This is a genomic window from Streptomyces sp. 796.1, assembly GCF_047525675.1.
GTDB lineage: Bacteria > Actinomycetota > Actinomycetes > Streptomycetales > Streptomycetaceae > Streptomyces.
On sequence record NZ_JBLIWA010000006.1, the window covers coordinates 179,766 to 197,594 of the forward strand.

Genomic DNA, 17,829 nt, shown 5'->3' on the forward strand with positions numbered 1-17,829 from the left:
CCCCCCCCCCCCCCCCCAACGCGGTCGGCGCCGAGCGTCGCTCCGGCACGGGGGACCGGAGCGATGCTCGGCGTCGTGCTGTGCCGCGGACGTACCCTGGAGGCATGAGCACCGCCCCCGCCCCCGAACCGCGTGATCCGGCTTCCGCGCTGATCTTCGACGATCCGTTGGCACAACGGTCCTCGGACGATACGGACCAGGGGTGGGGCGAGCGGGCTTCGGCCACCGGCTCCGAAGGCTCGGCAGCCGACCTCGCCCGCTTCCTCGACGAGAAGCCGCCCCACCACCTGTGAACTGACCCGTGGTCGCGGGGCGACTTCGGCGCTGCCGCCCCATCCGGACGTCCCAGGACGCCGCAGGGCAGAGCGCTCGCCAGCACGCGGCCGACACGAGCTACGGCCGTAGCCGATCGGCTCGCGCGGCGCGTGTGACAGGGGGTGCTCAGCGCTCCGTCGGAGCCGCGCCCCCGTCCGTGCCACCAGGTGCCTGTCCGCCGGGGGCCGCACCGCCGTGCTGGGCCACCAGGACGTCGCGGATCTCGCGCAGCAGCTCCAGCTCGCTGGCCTCCGCCTCGGCGTGCTCGACCTCCGCCTGCTTCTCCTTGGCGGCCCGCCGTGCCAGGTAGCGCGACATGGGCAGCACCATCAGGAAGTACACGACGGCGGCCGTGATCAGGAACGTCAGGGTGGCGCTGAGCACCGTGCCCCACATGATCGGCACGCCGCTGACGACGTCGCCCGCCTCGTTCGTCTTGCAGGGCCCCTTCAGGCAGGAGCTGTACCTGTCGAGGTCCTTGGTGCCGAAGGCACCGACGAGCGGGTTGATGACGCCCTTCACCACCGAGTTCACGACATTGGTGAACGCCGCACCAATGACGACGGCTACTGCCAGGTCGATGACGTTGCCGCGCATCAGGAAGGCCTTGAAGCCCTCCAGCACGCTCTGCTTCTCCTCGGTCGCCGAACTGCTCACGGCGGTGCCTCTTTCCACTATCGGATTTCCAGATTCCGCAACCTATGGCACGGCAGGGCGCGGCTGTCCAATCCATCCACTCGAAACCGCTAATTGACAGCACACGAGCGCGAATCATCGGCGCACCACCGCGAGGCGCGTGGTAAGGCCGGCGCCGACCAAGGTCGTCGCGGTCTCCCGCGGCACCGAGAGGACCACGAGCCCGCCCTCTTCCGGGGCGGTGTCGCGCGGCTTCGGCACCTCCACCACCCGGGCGGCGCGGGCGATCACCCGGGGGCCGCCCCGCGCGCCGTCGTCGCCCGCGGCCCGCTGGTCGTCCAGGTCGCCGGACCGGTCGGCAGGCGGGGGCCCGGACGGGCTTGGGACAGCGGACAGCGGTGCCGGTCCGGCCGTCGGCTGGCCCGTCCAGTTCGGGGCGGGAGCGATGGCCAGTACGTCGACGAGGTCGCCGCGGCGCAGCAGTCTGACGACTCCCGGGTCCGCGATCCGTACCGGCGCGGCACGCAGCTCGCCCGGCGGGTGCCCGGGGCGCGGCCGGCCGGTCGACGGTGCGCTGTGTGCGGAAGTGGCGGGGCGCCAGTCGTGTGGCCCGTGTGTCGCCTCGACCGCATCCGATGGGTGGGGTGGGGCTGCCGCGTCTCGTGGTGGGGCGGCGGGACGGGGGCCGTGTTCCCCGTCGGCCCCGGGGGCGACGGCCGCCGTCACCGCCGCCGTCGCCACCAACCCGAGGGCCGCGGCCCGACGCCGCTTGCGCAGCGTGCGGCGCAGCCCGTACCACCAGGTCTGGCGTACGCGCACCGGCTCGAACAGAGGTAACCCACGCGGCGCCGGCGCTGCCCGGCCGGGGGCTGCGGGGCGGGCTCGGGGCGCCGCGGTGGGAGTGGCGGAAGCGAGCTGGGTGGGAGCGGCGGGAACCAGTCGGGTGGGAGCGGCGGGAACTAGGGGCGCGGAACCGGTGGGGGCCAGCGGCGCCGGGGCGCCGGGGGTGGCGGGGGTCAGGGGCGTGGGAGTGGCCGGCGTCGGGGTGTTGGGAGCGGCCGGGGTCCGAGTAGTGGGGGAAGGGGCGGGCGGAAGGTGTGGGGACATGGGATGGACGCCTTCGTTGGGGGTCTTGGCCTTGCGGCCCTCGCATCCCCACGGTGCCCGGCTGGAGCGGATCGTGCAGGGGCCTGTGGACAGCCCTCGCCCTGTGAATAACTCGGTCACCCGTTCGAGTGATGGGCTCATGATGGGAGAGACGCGAGCTTCCTGGAAGGAGGAGCTGTGATCGTTCGACCGTCGTTTCCCCGGTGCTCCTGGCTGCGTGCCGTTGGTCGCCGGCTGCTGTCCGCCTGGCGCCGCCTGGGCACAACGATCGGCCCGCTGCCCCGACTGGGCAGCGGACCGATACGGCGTACGCGGTGTGTACGGGACGGCGCTGGACCACGCCGCTCCCCGGTGTCAGGGCAGTTCGATGCCCAGGTCCCAGCCGTCGTGGGCGTGGGTGCACAGGCAGGAGCGGTCGGCCGTGGCGGGCAGGGCGGCGACGGTGTCGAAGATGACCTCACGCAGCCGTCCCACGTTCTGCGCGAAGACCTGCATGACCTCCTGGTGCGAGACGCCCTCGCCGGTTTCCGTGCCCGCGTCCAGGTCGGTGACCAGGGTCAACGACGTGTAGCACAGCTCCAGTTCACGGGCGAGCACGGCCTCGGGGTGACCGGTCATGCCGACGACCGACCACCCCTGTGCCGCGTGCCAGCGGGACTCGGCTCGGGTCGAGAAGCGCGGGCCCTCGACGACCACCAGCGTGCCGCCGTCCACCGGCTCCCAGGAGCGCCCGCGCGCCGCGCCCAGCGCCGCCAGCCGTCCGGCCGGGCAGTACGGGTCGGCGAATGTCACATGCACCACGGCCGGCGCCGGCCCGCCGTCCGGCAGCGGCTCACCGTCGAAGTACGTCTGCACCCGCCCCTTCGTACGGTCCACGAGCTGGTCCGGGACGAGCAGCGTGCCGGGGCCGTACTCCGGGCGCAGCCCGCCGACCGCGCACGGGCCGAGCACCTGCCGTACGCCCAGCGAGCGCAGCGCCCACAGATTGGCGCGGTAGTTGATGCGGTGCGGCGGCAGGTGGTGCTTGCGGCCGTGCCGCGGCAGGAACGCGACGCGGCGACCCGCCACCTCGCCGAGGAAGAGGGAGTCGCTGGGCGCGCCGTAGGGGGTGTCCACGGTCACCTCGGTCACGTCGTCGAGGAAGGAGTAGAACCCCGATCCACCGATGACCCCGATCTCCGCTTGCGGTGGGGATTGCGGTGCTACCGATGGTGCTGTGGTCTGCGTCTCGGCCATGCGGTCACCCTAGTGGCGGCCCTGGGCCGGGCCCAGGGCGGGACCGGCTCGGGGACCGGCAGCCGCAGGCCGTACGCGCCGTGGCGGAGCTGGCAGGGCTGGTGGAGCCGGCTGGTCCGGTGGGCGGCGGCCGGCTGGCGCGCTGTCTGGGACCTGCTGTCGGCCCGGGTGCCGTGGAGTACGACGAGAGCCCCGGCCCGGTCCGGCGCACGGCCGGACGAGCTGGGGCTCCCGCGGAGAATTCGGGTGGGCGTCAGGCGGCCGTGGAGCCGGAGGACGTCGTGGAACTGCTGCTCGACGTGCTCGTGCTGCTCGACGAGGAAGACGACGAGTCGGACGAGGACGAGGTGGAGCCGCTGGACGAGGACGTCTCCGAGCTGCTCTTCGTGGTCTTCGACGAGGAGCTCGGCGAGCTGCTGGAGGACGCGTTGCGGCTGTCGGTCCGGTAGAAGCCGGAGCCCTTGAAGACGACGCCGACCGCGGAGAACACCTTGCGCAGGCGGCCCTTGCAGCTCGGGCACTCGGTGAGCGCCTCGTCGCTGAACTTCTGCACCGCTTCAAGGCCCTCGCCGCACTCGGTGCACTGGTACTGATAGGTCGGCACGTGATCCTCCTGGCACTCTCACTCAATGAGTGCTAACGACGCTCCATAGTGCAGCATTCCGCGGCATCAGTCCACTGCGACGGCCTCGCGGTGACCGACCACACGTGCGGAGCCGCCCGCGAGGCGGCTGTCGGGCGCGGTGGCCAGGTGTCCGCGCAGCAGGAGCAGGGTCGCCAGCGCGAGCCCCGTACCGGCCAGCGGTACGGCAAAGCCGGCGCTCGGTCCGAAGCCGTCGGCGAGCTGGCCGGCCGCGGTCGCGGCACCGGCCTGGCCGAGGGCCACCGCGCCGGTCAGCCAGGTGAACGCCTCGGTCCTGGCGTGCGCCGGCACCAGCGTCTCCACCAGCGTGTAGCCGGTGATCAGCGCCGGTGCGATGCACAGACCGACCAGCAGCCCCAGCGCGCCGAGCAGCGGCACGGCGTGCACCGCCCACAGCATGGAGGTGGCCAACGTCAGGAGCGGGTACGCGACCAGCAGCCGCTGTTGTGGGCTGCGGCGCCAGGTGAGGGCGCCGCAGACGATGCCGGCCACCATGTTGCCGGCCGCGAAGATCCCGTACAGCACACCGTTGATGCCGGGCTGGCCGATCTCCTCGGTGAAGGCGGTCAGTGAGACCTGGAGGCCGCCGAAGACGGTGCCGATGCCGAGGAAGACCACGGCCAGCACCCTGACTCCGGGCACGCCGAGCGCGGACGTGGCCCGCACCGAGTCGGCCTGCCGCGCACCGGCTGGTGCGGTGCGGGGCCGGGTGCTCGTCCGCGCGGGGCCGGTACGGGGGCGGGTGGGCCAGCGGCCGGGCCGCCGCCCACCGGGCCGCCGGCCGTCGGCGGGTGCGTCGCTGACCACGGCTGCGGTGCCGCTCGCCGCCGTGGTGCGGGGGCGGCTCGGGACGGGCTGGGTGCGGCGTTGGGCCGCGAAGAGGAGGCCGCCGACCAGGGTCAGCACGGCCTCCGCGCTCAGCCCTGCGGCCGGGTGGAGGCCGGTGCACAGGGCCGTGGCCAGTACGGGGCCGATGACGAACGTGAACTCGTCCGTCACCGACTCGAACGCCGCAGCCGTGGTCAGCAGCGGCGACCTGCCCCGGCCGGCTGCGGCCTCGGGCGCGCCCGGTGCGTCGGCGCCGTCCGGCGCCCCGCTGCCGGCCGCCCCTGCGCTGCCGGCCGCCTCTGCGCTGCCGGCCACCCCTGCGCCGTCGGTGCCGGCTACCCGGGCGCCGTCGGCCACCTCAGCACTGCGGGTCACCTCGGCGCCAGCGGTTACTTCAGTACCGCCGGCCACCTTGGCGTCGACCGTCGCCCCGACGGCATCCGGTGCTTCGTCGTGCGGTGGGCCGTCGCCGAGCAGTGCTGCCCAGCGGGCCCGGACCATGGGGCCGACCTGGGGTACCGAGGCGCCGGCCGGTACCGCGGCGACGAACAGGGTCCACAACGGGGCGCCGGTCAGGGCCAGGACGATCAGCAGGGAGATGGCCGCGGTGTGCGTCAGTACGCCCGGGACCAGCACTGCCGCCTGCCCGAAGCGGTCCGCGAGCTTGCCGCTCTGCGGCGCGAACACGGCCATCGACACCCCGGCCGTGGCCGAGACGGCGCCGGCTATGCCGTACGAGCCGGTGGTGTGCTGGATGAGCAGGACGATGCCGATGGTGAGCATCGCGAACGGCTGTCGGGCCGCGAAGCCGGGCAGGACGAACGACCAGGCGCCGGGGGTGCGCAGCAGTTGCCCGTAGCCGGGTTTGCGGGATTTGCCGGGCTTGGGCTGCTTTCCGTGTTGCCCGCGCACCGCGGCTGTGGGCGACGCCGACGCCGACGCCGGTGCCGCGGTCGTGGTTCCGGCGTGGGGCGCGTTTGGCGTACGTGCTGCCGGCTGTGCGTCGGGAGCGGGTTCGGTCGGCCCCGCGGCGGGCTGTGTCAGCAGCGTGGAGCCCGATGGGTCGGGGGCTTGGGCTGCCGCGGCGCCCGCGGTGCCGGTGGGCCTCCCCGCGTGGGGGTGGCCATCGGTGCCGCGGGCGCCGGGTGGCGTGCCGGGGGCTGGGTCCGCCGGGTGGGCGGGGTTGGCCGCGGGCGTTCCGTCGGCCGGGTCCGGGAAGACCGTGGACACCACGGCCTGGCCTTTCCACCGCCTGGTAGCGCCCCGGGGTAGCACCACGGAGCGCCGAGAGCTGTCCTCTCGCGCATGACCGTGGTAGATACCGGACCGGCCGCCGTGCGGTCGCGCCAGCTCTGCATCAGACAGAGTTGGTCGGTTATTGCCTATGTGTGTTCATGTTATCGGCAGACTCTTGCGTCGATTCGCGGCTGTGATCAAGTTCATCCCGGTGCCGTTCACCGAGTGCCGCACCTGCCTGCCGGGTGGCTCCGTGCGCCGGGCTCGCCGGGCCCGGGGAACTTCCGGCACCCCGGCCGCCGGGCCCCGATCCCGCGGAGCCCCCGGCATCCCGGGCCCCACGTGCCGAACCCGTGGGGCTCCCGGCACCCGAACCCTCCGGGCCCGGAGAACCCGTCGGACCTGCGGAACCCTGACCACCAGCCTCCCGAGCGCCAGCCCCCTGACCAGCAGAGTCACGCCCCCGCGCAGCAGCAGCGGCCCGCGCACCCGCCGCCGCACGCGCACGCGTACCCGCACCCGGGCGCTTGCCCGGTCGGGGCCACGGCCAGAACGTCGGGGTTGCGGTCGCCTGTCGTCGCGTCGGCTCCGGCGGGCGGGCGTCCTCGCCGCCCGTGCCCAGCCAGTCGGCCAGCTTGCCGCCCTGGCTGACCGCGCGCAGCCGCCGCTCGGCGGCGTCACGTACCGGGTCGGTGGCGACCACCAGGAGTTCGTCCCCGCTGCGCAGCACGGTCGTCGGGCCGGGTACGGAGCTGGCGCCGCCGCGTACGACCAGGGTCACGGCCGCGCCGGCGGGCAGCCGCAGTTCGCTGACCTCAACGCCGTGCATCCGGGAGCCCTGCGGGATGCCGAACGACAGCAGGTGACCCCGCAGCCGCTCCAGCGGTGCGGACTCCACGCCCAGGTCGGACGTGGCGTCGCCGGCGCCCAGCCGCAGCCGCGTGGCGAGCCAGGGCAGGGTCGGGCCTTGCACCAGCGTGTAGACGATCACCAGCACGAAGACGATGTTGAAGACCCGCTGGCTCTGCGGCACCTCCGACACCATCGGGATGGTGGCCAGCACGATGGGGACCGCGCCGCGCAGCCCGGCCCAGGACAGCAGGGCCTTCTCCTGCCAGGGGATGCGGAACGGCGCGGTGCTCACCAGGACCGACACCGGCCGGGCCACCGCGGTCAGGGCCAGCCCCACCACCAGCGCCGGCACGATGTCGTCGCCGAGCTCGTGCGGGGTGACCAGCAGTCCGAGCAGGACGAACATGCCGATCTGGGCGATCCAGCCGAGCCCTTCGGCGAAGCCGCGGGTGGCCGGCATGTGCGGCAGCTTGGCGTTGCCCAGGACCAGCGAGGCCAGGTAGACCGCGAGGAACCCGGAGCCGTGCGCCAGTGCGCCGCCCGCGTACGCGGCCACCGCGATGGCCAGCACGGCGATCGGGTAGAGGCCCGACGCCGGCAGCGCCACGTGCCGCAGGCCGAACGCGCCGAGCCAGCCGACCGCGAGCCCGATCGCCGCGCCGATCGCCAGCTCCAGGGCGATCTCGCCGATCAGGACGTACCAGTGCTCGATCGGTCCTGACGCCGAGAAGGCGACCACCAAGATCACGACCGGGGCGTCGTTGAAGCCGGACTCGGCCTCCAGCGCACCGGTGAGCTTGGAGGGCAGCGGCACCTTGCGCAGCACCGAGAAGACGGCCGCCGCGTCGGTGGAGGAGACGACGGCGCCTATGATCAGCGACTGCTTCCAGTCGAGGCCCACCAGGAAGTGGGCCGCGGTCGCCGTGACGCCCACGCTGACCGCGACGCCGACCGTGGAGAGCATGGCGGCCAGCGGCAGTGCGGGTTTGATCTCTCGCCACTTGGTGCCGAGACCACCCTCGGCGAGGATGACCACGAGCGCCGCATAGCCGATGACCTGGGTCAGTTCGGCGTCATCAAAGGCCACGCCGACCAGGCCGTCCTGACCCATGGCGACGCCGATGCCGAGGTAGATCAGCAGGCTGGGCAGCCCGCTGCGGGAGGAGAGGCGCACGGCTGCCACGGCGACGAGCAGCACCAGTGCGCACATCAGCAGGAGTTCATTGAGGTGGTGAACAGTCAGGGGCCGATCCTTTCGCGAGGATTTCGACCGAAATATGCAACCCCGGCCGACCGGAACTTCATTGCCTTACCTAATATTTTACGGGTTCTTGACGCCGGAGATCGACCGAACCGTGCCATCGGGCGTCCGCATGTGATCGTTTGTGCGGATCGACGGTGGCTGGAACGGTCGCTCGGCCGGTCGATCGCTCGCCTGATCGCCCGGCACTGACTCCGCGTAGGGGAGCCGCCCGCGCTCCGGCTACGGTTGCTCCAGCACTCCAGGTCCACCCTGCCCCTCGAAGGACAGCGATGCCCTCCCGCGAAGAAACGACCGCCCCTTCCGGAAAGAAGAAGAGGAAGCGGCGGCGCGCCCGTCTGATCGTGATCGCAGTCGTGCTGGCGCTCGTGGCGGGTGTCGGCTACGGCGTGTTCTGGAGCATCAGCACGGTGCGCGCCTCGTTCCCTGAGACCACCGGCTCCATCCAGCTCGACGGAATGTCGGCCCCGGTCCAGGTCAAGCGCGACGGCAACGGCATCCCGCAGTTGTACGCGGACACCTCGGAAGACCTCTTCCGCGCCCAGGGCTTCGTACAGGCCCAGGACCGGTTCTGGGAGATGGACGTACGGCGTCACCTGACGGCCGGCCGGCTCTCCGAGATGTTCGGCTCCGACCAGGTCGAGACCGACGCCTTCCTGCGCACCCTCGGTTGGCGCCAGGTCGCCCAGCGCGAGTACGACACGAAGCTGTCGGCCGAGACGAAGAAGTACCTCAAGGCGTACACCGAGGGGGTCAACGCCTATCTGGCCGACCACTCGGGCAAGGAGCTCTCCGTCGAGTACGCGGCGCTGAGCTTCAAGAACGACTACAAGCCGGAGAAGTGGGACCCGGTCGACTCGGTCGCCTGGCTCAAGGCCATGGCCTGGGACCTGCGCGGCAACCTGCGGGACGAGATCGACCGCTCGCTGGCCGGCAGCAGGCTCAGCCCCCAGCAGATCGAGGACCTCTACCCGAGCTACCCGTACAAGCGCAACCGCCCCATCGTCGACCGGGGCACGGTGAACCCGCTGACCAAGGAGTTCGACCCCAAGGGCGAGGAGGAGGCGCCGACCGGGGTCAACGCGCCCGTCGGCGGTGCCAACACCGGGCTCGGCCAGGGCCTGCACACCGGTCTGACCTCGCTCTCCAAGACGCTGGACCAAATCCCGGCGCTGCTCGGCCCGAACGGCAACGGCATCGGCTCCAACTCCTGGGTGATCGCCGGCCGGCACACCACCACCGGCAAGCCGCTGCTGGCGAACGACCCGCACCTGGCGCCGCAGATGCCCTCGCTCTGGTACCAGATGGGGCTGCACTGCACCCGGGTCAGCGCGAAGTGCCCGTACGACGTGGCCGGATACACCTTCTCCGGCATGCCGGGCGTGGTCATCGGCCACAACCAGAAGATCGCCTGGGGCATGACCAACCTGGGGGCCGACGTCACCGACCTGTACCTGGAGAAGGTCACCGCCGACGGCTACCTCTCCGACGGCAAGCAGCGGCCCTTCACCGTCCGCAAGGAGACCATCGAGGTCGCCGGCGGCAAGGACCGCAAGATCACCGTCCGCTCGACCGCGAACGGCCCGATCGTCTCCGACCGGGATGACGAGTTGGAGACCGTCGGCGTCAACGCCCCGGTCGGCGACGCCGCGCCGGACCGCGGCAACGGCTACGCCGTCTCGCTGCGCTGGACCGCGCTGATGCCCTCCAAGACCATGGACGCGGTCTTCAAGCTCAACCGGGCCGGCGACTGGACCGAGTTCCGCGCCGCCGCCGCCGACTTCGCGGTGCCCTCGCAGAACCTCATCTACGCCGACACCGAGGGCAACATCGGCTACCAGGCCCCCGGCCAGATCCCGATCCGCGGCAAGGACAAGAACGGCAAGCCCATCGACGGCCGCTACCCGGCCCCCGGCTGGGACTCCAGCTACCGCTGGGACCGGTACATCCCGCAGCAGGCGCTGCCGTACGAGTACAACCCCGAGCGCGGCTACATCGTCACCGCCAACCAGGCCGTGATCGACCGCGAGCGCTACCCGTACCTGCTCACCGCGGACTGGGGCTACGGCACCCGCAGCCAGCGCATCACCGACCTGATCGAGTCGAAGATCAAGGACGGCGGCAAGATCTCCACGGACGACATGCAGTCGCTCCAGATGGACAACAGCAGCGAGATCGCCAAGGTGCTGACCCCGTACCTGCTCAAGATCAAGATCAAGGACGGGTACGTCCGCGACGCCCAGGACCTGCTGCGCGGCTGGGACTACACACAGGACTCGGACTCGGCCCCGGCGGCCTACTTCAACGCGGTCTGGCGCAACACCCTCAAGCTCGCCTTCGGCAACAAGCTGCCCAAGGAACTGCGGGTCGAGGACCAGTGCCTGCGGGTGCGGCCCCCCAACGAGACCGGCCCGGTGGAGGACCTGGACGACGAGAGCGACCTGGTCACCGAGTGCGGCGAGCGCGACAAGGACGCGGCGCAGCCGGACGGCGGCGACCGCTGGTTCGAGGTCGTGCGGGGGCTGCTGAAGGACCCGGGCAACGACTGGTGGCACACCAAGGGCAACCAGACCAACCGCGCCACGAAGAACCGCGACCAGCTCCTGGCCCGGGCCATGAAGGACGCCAGGTACGAGCTGACCTCCAAGCTGGGCAAGGACATCGACACCTGGAGCTGGGGCCGGTTGCACCAGCTCACGCTGAAGAACCAGACGCTGGGCGTGAAGGGCCCGGGCATCATCCAGTGGATGCTCAACCGCGGCCCGTGGAACCTCAGCGGCGGCGAGGCGGCCGTCAACGCCACCGGCTGGAACGCGGCCGGCGGCTACGAGGTGGTGTGGGTGCCGTCCATGCGGATGGTGGTCAACCTCGACAACCTGGACAAGTCCCGCTGGATCAACCTCACCGGTGCCTCTGGCCACGCGTACCACAAGCACTACGACGATCAGACGAGCAAGTGGGTCAAGGGCGAACTGCTCGACTGGCCCTTCAGCGAGAAGGCCGTCGACGAGGCGACGGACGACAAGCTGGCCCTGACGCCGTAGCGCCCCGCACTGCCCGCCAGGGGCCCGGCCGCACAGGCCGTCCGCCCCGGGCCCCCACCCGCTGGACACGAGCGCCGGCGGGGCCACTCACCCGGCCCCGCCGGCGCTCCTGCGTGCGGCGGGTGAGCGCGGGCGCGCGTCGGGTCCCGCACCTCGCGCGCCCGCGCCCGTACCGCCCGCCCGTACCGCCCGTTCTGCGCTGCGGTGCTCAGCACTCCGGCGGTCGGAACCTGCGCACCCCCCGCGGCGTCACCACCGCGTGCACCGCCCGGTCGTGCGGGTCCTGCGGTACGCGCTCCACCACCTCGTGCGCGTACAGCAGCACCACGAGGGCCGGCGCCGCGCCCGCGTCCGCCAGCCGGGCCAGTACCCGGTCGTAGCTGCCGCCGCCGCGTCCGAGGCGCACCCCGCGGCCGTCCACCGCGAGCCCGGGCAGCAGCACCGTGCCGGCCGTGCACACCGCGCCCGGCCCCAGCCGCGGACCCGTCGGCTCCCACAGGTCGATCTTCCCGGCGTGGGCGACCCGGGCGAGGCTCCCGGCGCCCTCGTACGCGGCCCAGTCCAGGTCGTTGTCGGGCAACAGGACGGGCAGCAACACTCGCACCCCGCGTCCGCGCAAGTCGTCCAGCAACGCGCGCGTGCCGGGCTCGTTCCCCACCGAGACGTACGCGGCGACGGTGTGCGCCGCGCCCAACTCGGGCAGTTCCCGTGCATGACGGGCCAAATCTCGCTGCGATGCCTCGACGTCATCTGGGGTCAACCTGGACCTCATCGCCAGGAGGTCTCGCCGCAACACTCGCTTACTACTGTCGCCCCTGGTCATGGCACGTACAAACCCCTCGTTTTGTGCTGCTGTTGTGATGCATCGGGTCGTATTCCGCAGACCGTGATGATCCACCAAAAAGCACCGGTAAGGTGCACCGCATGACTCCATCACGCACTCGGATCAGCAAGGCTGTCATCCCCGCCGCCGGTCTTGGGACCCGCTTCCTCCCGGCCACCAAGGCCACCCCCAAGGAGATGCTGCCGGTCGTCGACAAGCCCGCGATCCAGTACGTGGTCGAAGAGGCTGTCACCGCCGGGCTCTCCGACGTCCTCATGGTCACCGGCCGCAACAAGCGCCCCCTGGAAGACCACTTCGACCGCAACTACGAACTCGAAGAGGCGCTGCGGCGCAAGAAGGACGAATCCCGCCTCGCCCGCGTCCAGGAGTCCAGCGACCTGGCGACCATGCACTACGTCCGGCAGGGCGACCCCAAGGGCCTCGGCCACGCCGTGCTGTGCGCCGCGCCGCACGTCGGCGACCAGCCCTTCGCGGTCCTCCTCGGCGACGACCTGATCGACCCCAGGGACCCGCTGCTCGCCCGCATGATCGAGACCCAGGAGCAGCACGGCGGCAGCGTCGTGGCCCTGATGGAGGTGGACCCGGCACAGATCCACCTCTACGGCTGCGCCGCGGTCAAGGCCACCGACGCCGAGGACGTCGTCCGCGTCACCGACCTGGTCGAGAAGCCCGACCCGGCCGACGCGCCCAGCAACTACGCCATCATCGGCCGCTACGTGCTCGACCCCGCCGTCTTCGACGTGCTGCGCACCACCGAGCCCGGCCGCGGCGGCGAGATCCAGCTCACCGACGCCCTCCAGACCCTCGCCGGCAACGAGACCGTCGGCGGCCCGGTGCACGGCGTCGTCTTCCAGGGCCGCCGCTACGACACCGGTGACCGAGGCGACTACCTGCGCGCCATTGTCAGACTCGCGTGCGAACGTGAAGATCTGGGTCCGGACTTCCGCGCCTGGCTTCACCGTTACGTCACCGAGGAGATGTAGCCCGTTGAGTAGCACCGCCGAACCGGCCACCAGCACGCCCGAGCGCCTGTGGCTGGTGTCCGAGCACCTCGATGACGTCCTCGGCCGACTGCGCCCGCTGGACCCGATCGAGCTGCGGCTCCTCGATGCGCAGGGCTGCGTCCTGGTGGAGGACGTCACCGTCCCGGTCGCCCTGCCGCCCTTCGACAACAGCTCCATGGACGGGTACGCCGTGCGGGTGGCGGACGTCGCGGGCGCGAGCGAGGAGTTCCCGGCGGTGCTCACCGTCATCGGTGACATCGCGGCCGGCAGCGGCGGCCAGCCCCGGGTCGGCGCGGGCGAGGCCGCCCGCATCATGACCGGGGCGCCGCTGCCGCCGGGCGCCGAGGCCGTCGTGCCCGTGGAGTGGACCGACGGCGGTACCGGCGGTGGCCCGGCCACCACCATGCGCGCGCACAGCAGCGCCCCCGAGGGCGCGAGCGGCGAGGTCCGGGTGCACCGGCCGGTCACCGAGCGGGCCCACGTCCGGGCCCGCGGCAGCGACGCGGGCGCCGGCGAACTCGCCCTGCGCGCCGGCACCGTGCTCGGCCCGCCGCAGCTCAGCCTGCTCGCCGCGATCGGCCGCGACACGGTCAGGGTGCGCCCGCGCCCGCGCGTGGTGGTGCTCTCCACCGGCAGCGAACTCGTCCCGCCCGGCGAGCCACTGGCCCCCGGTCAGATCTACGACTCCAACAGCTTCGCGCTGGCCGCAGCCGCCCGCGACGCCGGCGCCATCGCCTACCGGGTCGGCGCCGTCACCGACGACGCGGCCACCCTGCGCGCCACCATCGAGGACCAGCTCATCCGCGCCGACCTGCTGGTCACCACCGGAGGCGTCAGCGTCGGCGCGTACGACGTGGTCAAGGAGGCCCTGACCGGCCTCGGCGACGACACCGACGGCGTGCAGTTCCGCACCCTGGCCATGCAGCCGGGCAAGCCCCAGGGGTTCGGCTTCATCGGCGACGCCGACGGCGGCCGGGACCGCGCCCCGCTGCTGGCCCTGCCGGGCAACCCGGTCAGCGCGTACGTCTCCTTCGAGCTGTTCGTGCGCCCCGCCATCCGCACCCTGATGGGCACCACCCCGGTGCACCGCACGGTGGTCAGCGCCATCTGCCCGGAGGGCGTGGCCAGTTCGCTGCCCGGCCGCCGTCAGTTCCTGCGCGGCCGGTACGACGCGGACGCGAACGCCGTCACGCCCGTCGGCGGTTCAGGGTCCCACCTGGTCAAGGCCCTTGCCCACGCCAACGCGCTGATCGTGCTCCCCGAGGACACCACCTCGCTGGAGCCCGGCGGCACGGTCGACGTGGTCCTGCTGGACTGAACCCGGCCGGCCGGGCCCGGCGGGTTGGTCGTGTTGCTCGCTGTGCCACTGGCTCGGTGGCTGCCTGTTCGCTTGCCTGCTTGCCCGGCCTGTGGCTGCCGGCAGCGAGGCTGGCCCTACGCGCGCGTGCGCCCGTACCTGCCACACCCGCCGCCCTCGGGCCCGTACGAGCGACCGCGGGGGACGAGGCCACCGGAGCGGGTGGCCGCCGCGCATCCCGGGGCGGGCGCGCACCCGTGCGGCCGGATAGCCCGGTGGTTGCCGCGCTGGCCGCGGGGCATGGCGGGTACGGTGTCTGACCTAGGACTGACCGGGAGAACCATGAGCAGCGCCCAGGACCATCTCACCCACCTTGACGAGACGGGTGCGGCCCGCATGGTCGACGTCTCAGCGAAGGACGTCACCGCGCGCACCGCCACCGCCAGCGGCCGGGTCCTCGTCTCGCCCCGCGTGATCGACCTGCTGCGCGGCGAAGGGCTGCCGAAGGGCGACGCCCTGCCCACCGCGCGGATCGCCGGCATCATGGGCGCCAAGCGCACCCCGGAGTTGATCCCGCTCTGTCATCCGCTGGCCGTCTCCGGCGTCAAGGTGGACCTGTCGGTCGCCGACGACGCGGTGGAGATCAGGGCCCGGGTGAAGACGACGGACCGCACCGGTGTGGAGATGGAGGCCCTGACGGCGGTCGCGGTCGCCGCGCTGACCGTGATCGACATGGTCAAGGCGGTGGACAAGGCGGCGGTCATCACCGACGTCCGGGTCGAGGAGAAGACCGGCGGCGCATCGGGCGACTGGAGCCGCACCTCATGACGACTCCTCAACCTGCCGACCGTACGGGGCAACGGCCCGCCGCCCCGCCCGCGTCCGCCGCCGCCCCCGCCCCGGTCGGACCCGCCGCCGAGCAGGCCCCGCCCGCGCCCGCCGACGAGCCGGCCGCGACCGGCGGCCGGCCGCCCTACCGGGCCCTGGTGGTCACCGCATCGCAGCGCGCCGCGGCCGGCGTCTACCCGGACAAGGGCGGCCCGTTGCTGGCCGAAGGGCTGACCGCGCTGGGCTTCGCGGTGGACGGGCCGCGCGTGGTGCCGGACGGCGAACCGGTACGGGAGGCACTGCACGATGCGGTGGCCGCCGCGTACGACGTGGTCGTCACGACCGGCGGCACCGGCATCTCACCCACCGACCGCACGCCCGAGATGACCCGGGCCGTCCTCGACTTCGAGATCCCGGGCATCGCGGAGGCGCTGCGGGCCGAAGGGCTGGCGAAGGTGCCGACGGCCGCGCTCTCCCGGGGGCTCGCGGGAGTGGCGGGGCCCACCCTGATCGTCAACCTGCCGGGTTCGTCCGGCGGCGTACGGGACGGGCTCGCGGTGCTCGGCAGAATCCTGGTGCACGCGGTGGAGCAGCGCCGGGGCGGCGACCACCGCCGCCCTGACGCTCCGTCCGCGGCGGGCGCCGAGCCTGCCGCGGACGGAGGACCCGATGCGGTTGCCGGGCCTGATGCGGTTGCCGGGAGCGGGCGCTGAACGCCTGCTGGCCGGTGGCGCTGGTGGACGGCCCCACGACCCTCCGCCCGATCCGTCTGCGTGACCAGCGGGCCTGGCGCGAGGTCAACCGCCGCAACCGGGAGTGGCTCAGGCCCTGGGAGGCGACGGTGCCGCCGCCCCCGCCGGGCGGCCCGATGGCGCAGCGGCCCACCTACCGGCAGATGGTGCGCCATCTGCGCGCCGAGGCGCACGCCGGGCGGATGCTGCCGTTCGTCCTGGACTACCAGGGGCGGCTGGCCGGGCAGTTGACGGTCGCCGGGATCACCTGGGGTTCGATGTGCAGCGGCCACATCGGCTACTGGGTGGACAAGGCGGTGGCCGGCCGCGGGGTGATGCCGACGGCCGTCGCCCTCGCCGTCGACCACTGCTTCCGCTCGGTCGGGCTGCACCGGGTGGAAGTGTGCATCCGCCCGGAGAACGCCCCGAGCCGCCGGGTGGTGGAGAAGCTGGGCTTCCGCGAAGAGGGCCTGCGCCCGCGCTACCTGCACATCGACGGCGCCTGGCGGGACCACCTGATCTACGCGCTGACGGTGGAGGAGGTGCCGGAGGGGCTGCTGAGCCGCTGGCACCGGATGAGCCCGGGGGCCTCCCCGATATAGCGCCCGCCGATATGGCACCGCCGATGTGGCGCCCGCCGGCGGACGGGCCGGCGCCCCCGCCGGCCGGACGTGTGGGGCGTACCGACGTACGGGAGATGACGGGCGTACGGGCGAGCCGGCCGTGCGGGGCATACCGGCGGAGCCGGACGTGCCGGGGGCTGGACGTACCGGCGTACCGGCGCGCTGGAGTACTGACGGACGCGCGGCGAGGTATGCCGGCGGGTGCGCCGAGGGGCAAGACGGAGCGCGCCGGCGGGGGCGCGCCGGCAGCGACGCGGGCTGCCACGCTGGCCGAAGGCCGACGGAGCGGAGACGTCCAACTGCCGTTCGACTACGGTCGCATTTTGAACGCATTTGCCACTAGGTGCCCCTGCTGCCTGCAAAAAAAGCTTGAAATATGAGTTAGATCGTGCGACACACCGCGCCAATTGGCGGATCGGTTCGCTCCGCTCCCTTTACCGTGTCACCGTGAGCAGCAGTGGCCTCATCTACGCAGTCATCGTCGGGGCCTGGGCCGCCTATTTGGTGCCGATGTGGCTCCGCCGGCAGGACGAACTCAACGACGCCCGTCCCACGGAGCGCTTCAGCACCGCCATCCGGCTGCTGTCCGGCCGCGCGGCCATGGAGCGTCGTTACGTCAAGGAGTTGGACGGCGCGGAGCCGTCCGCGGCCGGCGCCGATGATGCCCCCGCGGCGGAACGCGCGGCGACCGGCGACGCCCAGGTCGGGCACGCCCGCGACCGCGGCGTGGCCGGCTCCGAGGACGAGACCGACGTGGTCGACGTCCGGGCCTTCGCCCAACCCGCGACGATGACGGTCACCGTCACCGATGCGATCACCGCCGACCCGCACGCACCCGCGGAGGGCGCGACCGAGGCGCCGCAGACCGCCGACCCGGGGCCGGGCCAGGCCAGGGCGGGCGGCGCGGGCCCGGTCCCCGGCGGCCTGCTGGAGCGCAGCCGGCGCGCCAAGGTCCTCGCGCGCCGTCGCCGCACCACGGTGGTCCTCTTCCTCACCTTCACCGCCGGCGCGATCGTCGCCGCCGTCGGTGGCGTGGCCTTCCTGTGGGCCCCGGTGGGGCCGGCGGTGCTGCTCAGCGCGTACATCGTCTACCTGAGGGTGCAGGAGCGCCGCCGATTCGCCTTCACCATGGACCAGCGGCGCGCGGAACTCGCGGCCCAACGGCTGCGCGAGCAGCGCCGCCGCACCACCGCCGGGCCGCGGCCCGCCGCCGGCCAGCGCGGTGCGGACCGGCCGCCGGCCGGTCCGTCCGGCGTCGAGGGCCCGCCACCGGCCGCCCGCGCGGACCACGCAGGACCCGACCCCCGCCTCGACCGCCCCGGCCCCGACTACCCGGGCCCGGAC

At 72.9% G+C, this 17,829-nt stretch carries 15 protein-coding genes; 8 read left to right on the forward strand and 7 right to left on the reverse strand.

Annotation, left to right across the window (positions count from 1 at the left end; genetic code table 11):
- Positions 1-104 precede the first annotated feature (104 nt).
- A complete protein-coding gene (locus ACMA1D_RS06605; RefSeq protein WP_414722926.1) occupies positions 105-293 on the forward strand; it encodes a hypothetical protein in 189 nt (62 codons plus the stop codon).
- A 148-nt stretch (positions 294-441) separates the two neighbouring features.
- On the opposite strand, the gene mscL is transcribed toward ACMA1D_RS06605, so the two are convergent.
- From mscL to ACMA1D_RS06635, 6 genes are all read right to left on the reverse strand, one after another.
- The gene (gene mscL / locus ACMA1D_RS06610; RefSeq protein WP_414722927.1) at positions 442-972 is read right to left on the reverse strand and encodes a large conductance mechanosensitive channel protein MscL; all 531 of its coding nucleotides are present in this window, start codon (positions 970-972) and stop codon (positions 442-444) included.
- A gap of 114 nt (positions 973-1,086) precedes the next feature.
- The gene (locus ACMA1D_RS06615) at positions 1,087-1,770 is read right to left on the reverse strand and encodes a hypothetical protein (protein WP_414722928.1); all 684 of its coding nucleotides are present in this window, start codon (positions 1,768-1,770) and stop codon (positions 1,087-1,089) included.
- Positions 1,771-2,412: 642 nt separating this feature from the next.
- On the reverse strand, positions 2,413-3,294 hold the full coding sequence (locus tag ACMA1D_RS06620; protein ID WP_414722929.1) for an S-methyl-5'-thioadenosine phosphorylase: 882 nt from the start codon (positions 3,292-3,294) through the stop codon (positions 2,413-2,415).
- Positions 3,295-3,547: 253 nt separating this feature from the next.
- A complete protein-coding gene (locus ACMA1D_RS06625) occupies positions 3,548-3,898 on the reverse strand; it encodes an FmdB family zinc ribbon protein (RefSeq protein WP_414722930.1) in 351 nt (116 codons plus the stop codon).
- A gap of 66 nt (positions 3,899-3,964) precedes the next feature.
- The gene (locus tag ACMA1D_RS06630) at positions 3,965-5,080 is read right to left on the reverse strand and encodes an MFS transporter (RefSeq protein ID WP_414722944.1); all 1,116 of its coding nucleotides are present in this window, start codon (positions 5,078-5,080) and stop codon (positions 3,965-3,967) included.
- A 1,060-nt stretch (positions 5,081-6,140) separates the two neighbouring features.
- Positions 6,141-8,063, reverse strand: coding sequence for a potassium/proton antiporter (locus ACMA1D_RS06635; RefSeq protein WP_414722931.1), 1,923 nt, complete (start codon positions 8,061-8,063; stop codon positions 6,141-6,143).
- A 323-nt stretch (positions 8,064-8,386) separates the two neighbouring features.
- Here ACMA1D_RS06635 and ACMA1D_RS06640 point away from each other — a divergent pair, with 323 nt between their 5' ends.
- Positions 8,387-11,158, forward strand: a complete 2,772-nt coding sequence (locus ACMA1D_RS06640; RefSeq protein WP_414722932.1) for a penicillin acylase family protein — start codon at positions 8,387-8,389, stop codon at positions 11,156-11,158.
- A gap of 208 nt (positions 11,159-11,366) precedes the next feature.
- Here ACMA1D_RS06640 and ACMA1D_RS06645 read toward each other — a convergent pair whose 3' ends face one another.
- Positions 11,367-11,981 carry a 5-formyltetrahydrofolate cyclo-ligase gene (locus ACMA1D_RS06645; protein ID WP_414722933.1) on the reverse strand — a complete coding sequence of 205 codons (615 nt, stop codon included), beginning with the start codon at positions 11,979-11,981 and terminating at the stop codon, positions 11,367-11,369.
- Between the two features lie 101 nt (positions 11,982-12,082).
- Here ACMA1D_RS06645 and galU point away from each other — a divergent pair, with 101 nt between their 5' ends.
- The 6 genes from galU to glpR form a co-directional block, all read left to right on the forward strand.
- A complete protein-coding gene (gene galU / locus ACMA1D_RS06650) occupies positions 12,083-12,985 on the forward strand; it encodes a UTP--glucose-1-phosphate uridylyltransferase GalU (protein ID WP_414722934.1) in 903 nt (300 codons plus the stop codon).
- A 4-nt stretch (positions 12,986-12,989) separates the two neighbouring features.
- A complete protein-coding gene (glp, locus tag ACMA1D_RS06655; protein WP_414722935.1) occupies positions 12,990-14,324 on the forward strand; it encodes a gephyrin-like molybdotransferase Glp in 1,335 nt (444 codons plus the stop codon).
- A gap of 321 nt (positions 14,325-14,645) precedes the next feature.
- Positions 14,646-15,131 (forward strand): cyclic pyranopterin monophosphate synthase MoaC, encoded by a 486-nt coding sequence (gene moaC / locus ACMA1D_RS06660; protein WP_414722936.1) that lies wholly within the window; start codon positions 14,646-14,648, stop codon positions 15,129-15,131.
- Positions 15,128-15,844: a MogA/MoaB family molybdenum cofactor biosynthesis protein gene (locus ACMA1D_RS06665; RefSeq protein WP_414722937.1), complete on the forward strand. Its 717-nt coding sequence runs from the start codon at positions 15,128-15,130 to the stop codon at positions 15,842-15,844. Before moaC ends, ACMA1D_RS06665 begins: the two co-directional genes overlap by 4 nt.
- Positions 15,841-16,464, forward strand: a complete 624-nt coding sequence (locus ACMA1D_RS06670) for a GNAT family N-acetyltransferase (protein WP_414722945.1) — start codon at positions 15,841-15,843, stop codon at positions 16,462-16,464. The genes ACMA1D_RS06665 and ACMA1D_RS06670 overlap by 4 nt, the downstream gene beginning before the upstream one ends.
- Before the next feature lie 468 nt (positions 16,465-16,932).
- Positions 16,933-17,829: gephyrin-like molybdotransferase receptor GlpR (gene glpR / locus ACMA1D_RS06675; protein WP_414722938.1), on the forward strand; the 897-nt coding region annotated here is incomplete at its 3' end.

Coding starts and splice junctions, on each gene's coding strand:
- ACMA1D_RS06620 (WP_414722929.1), bottom strand. CDS start 3,294: ATGGCCGAGACGCAGACCACAGCACCATCGGTAGCACCGCAATCCCCA.
- moaC (WP_414722936.1), top strand. CDS start 14,646: ATGAGCAGCGCCCAGGACCATCTCACCCACCTTGACGAGACGGGTGCG.
- ACMA1D_RS06635 (WP_414722931.1), bottom strand. CDS start 8,063: ATGTGCGCACTGGTGCTGCTCGTCGCCGTGGCAGCCGTGCGCCTCTCC.
- ACMA1D_RS06640 (WP_414722932.1), top strand. CDS start 8,387: ATGCCCTCCCGCGAAGAAACGACCGCCCCTTCCGGAAAGAAGAAGAGG.
- ACMA1D_RS06605 (WP_414722926.1), top strand. CDS start 105: ATGAGCACCGCCCCCGCCCCCGAACCGCGTGATCCGGCTTCCGCGCTG.
- ACMA1D_RS06645 (WP_414722933.1), bottom strand. CDS start 11,981: ATGACCAGGGGCGACAGTAGTAAGCGAGTGTTGCGGCGAGACCTCCTG.
- galU (WP_414722934.1), top strand. CDS start 12,083: ATGACTCCATCACGCACTCGGATCAGCAAGGCTGTCATCCCCGCCGCC.
- ACMA1D_RS06665 (WP_414722937.1), top strand. CDS start 15,128: ATGACGACTCCTCAACCTGCCGACCGTACGGGGCAACGGCCCGCCGCC.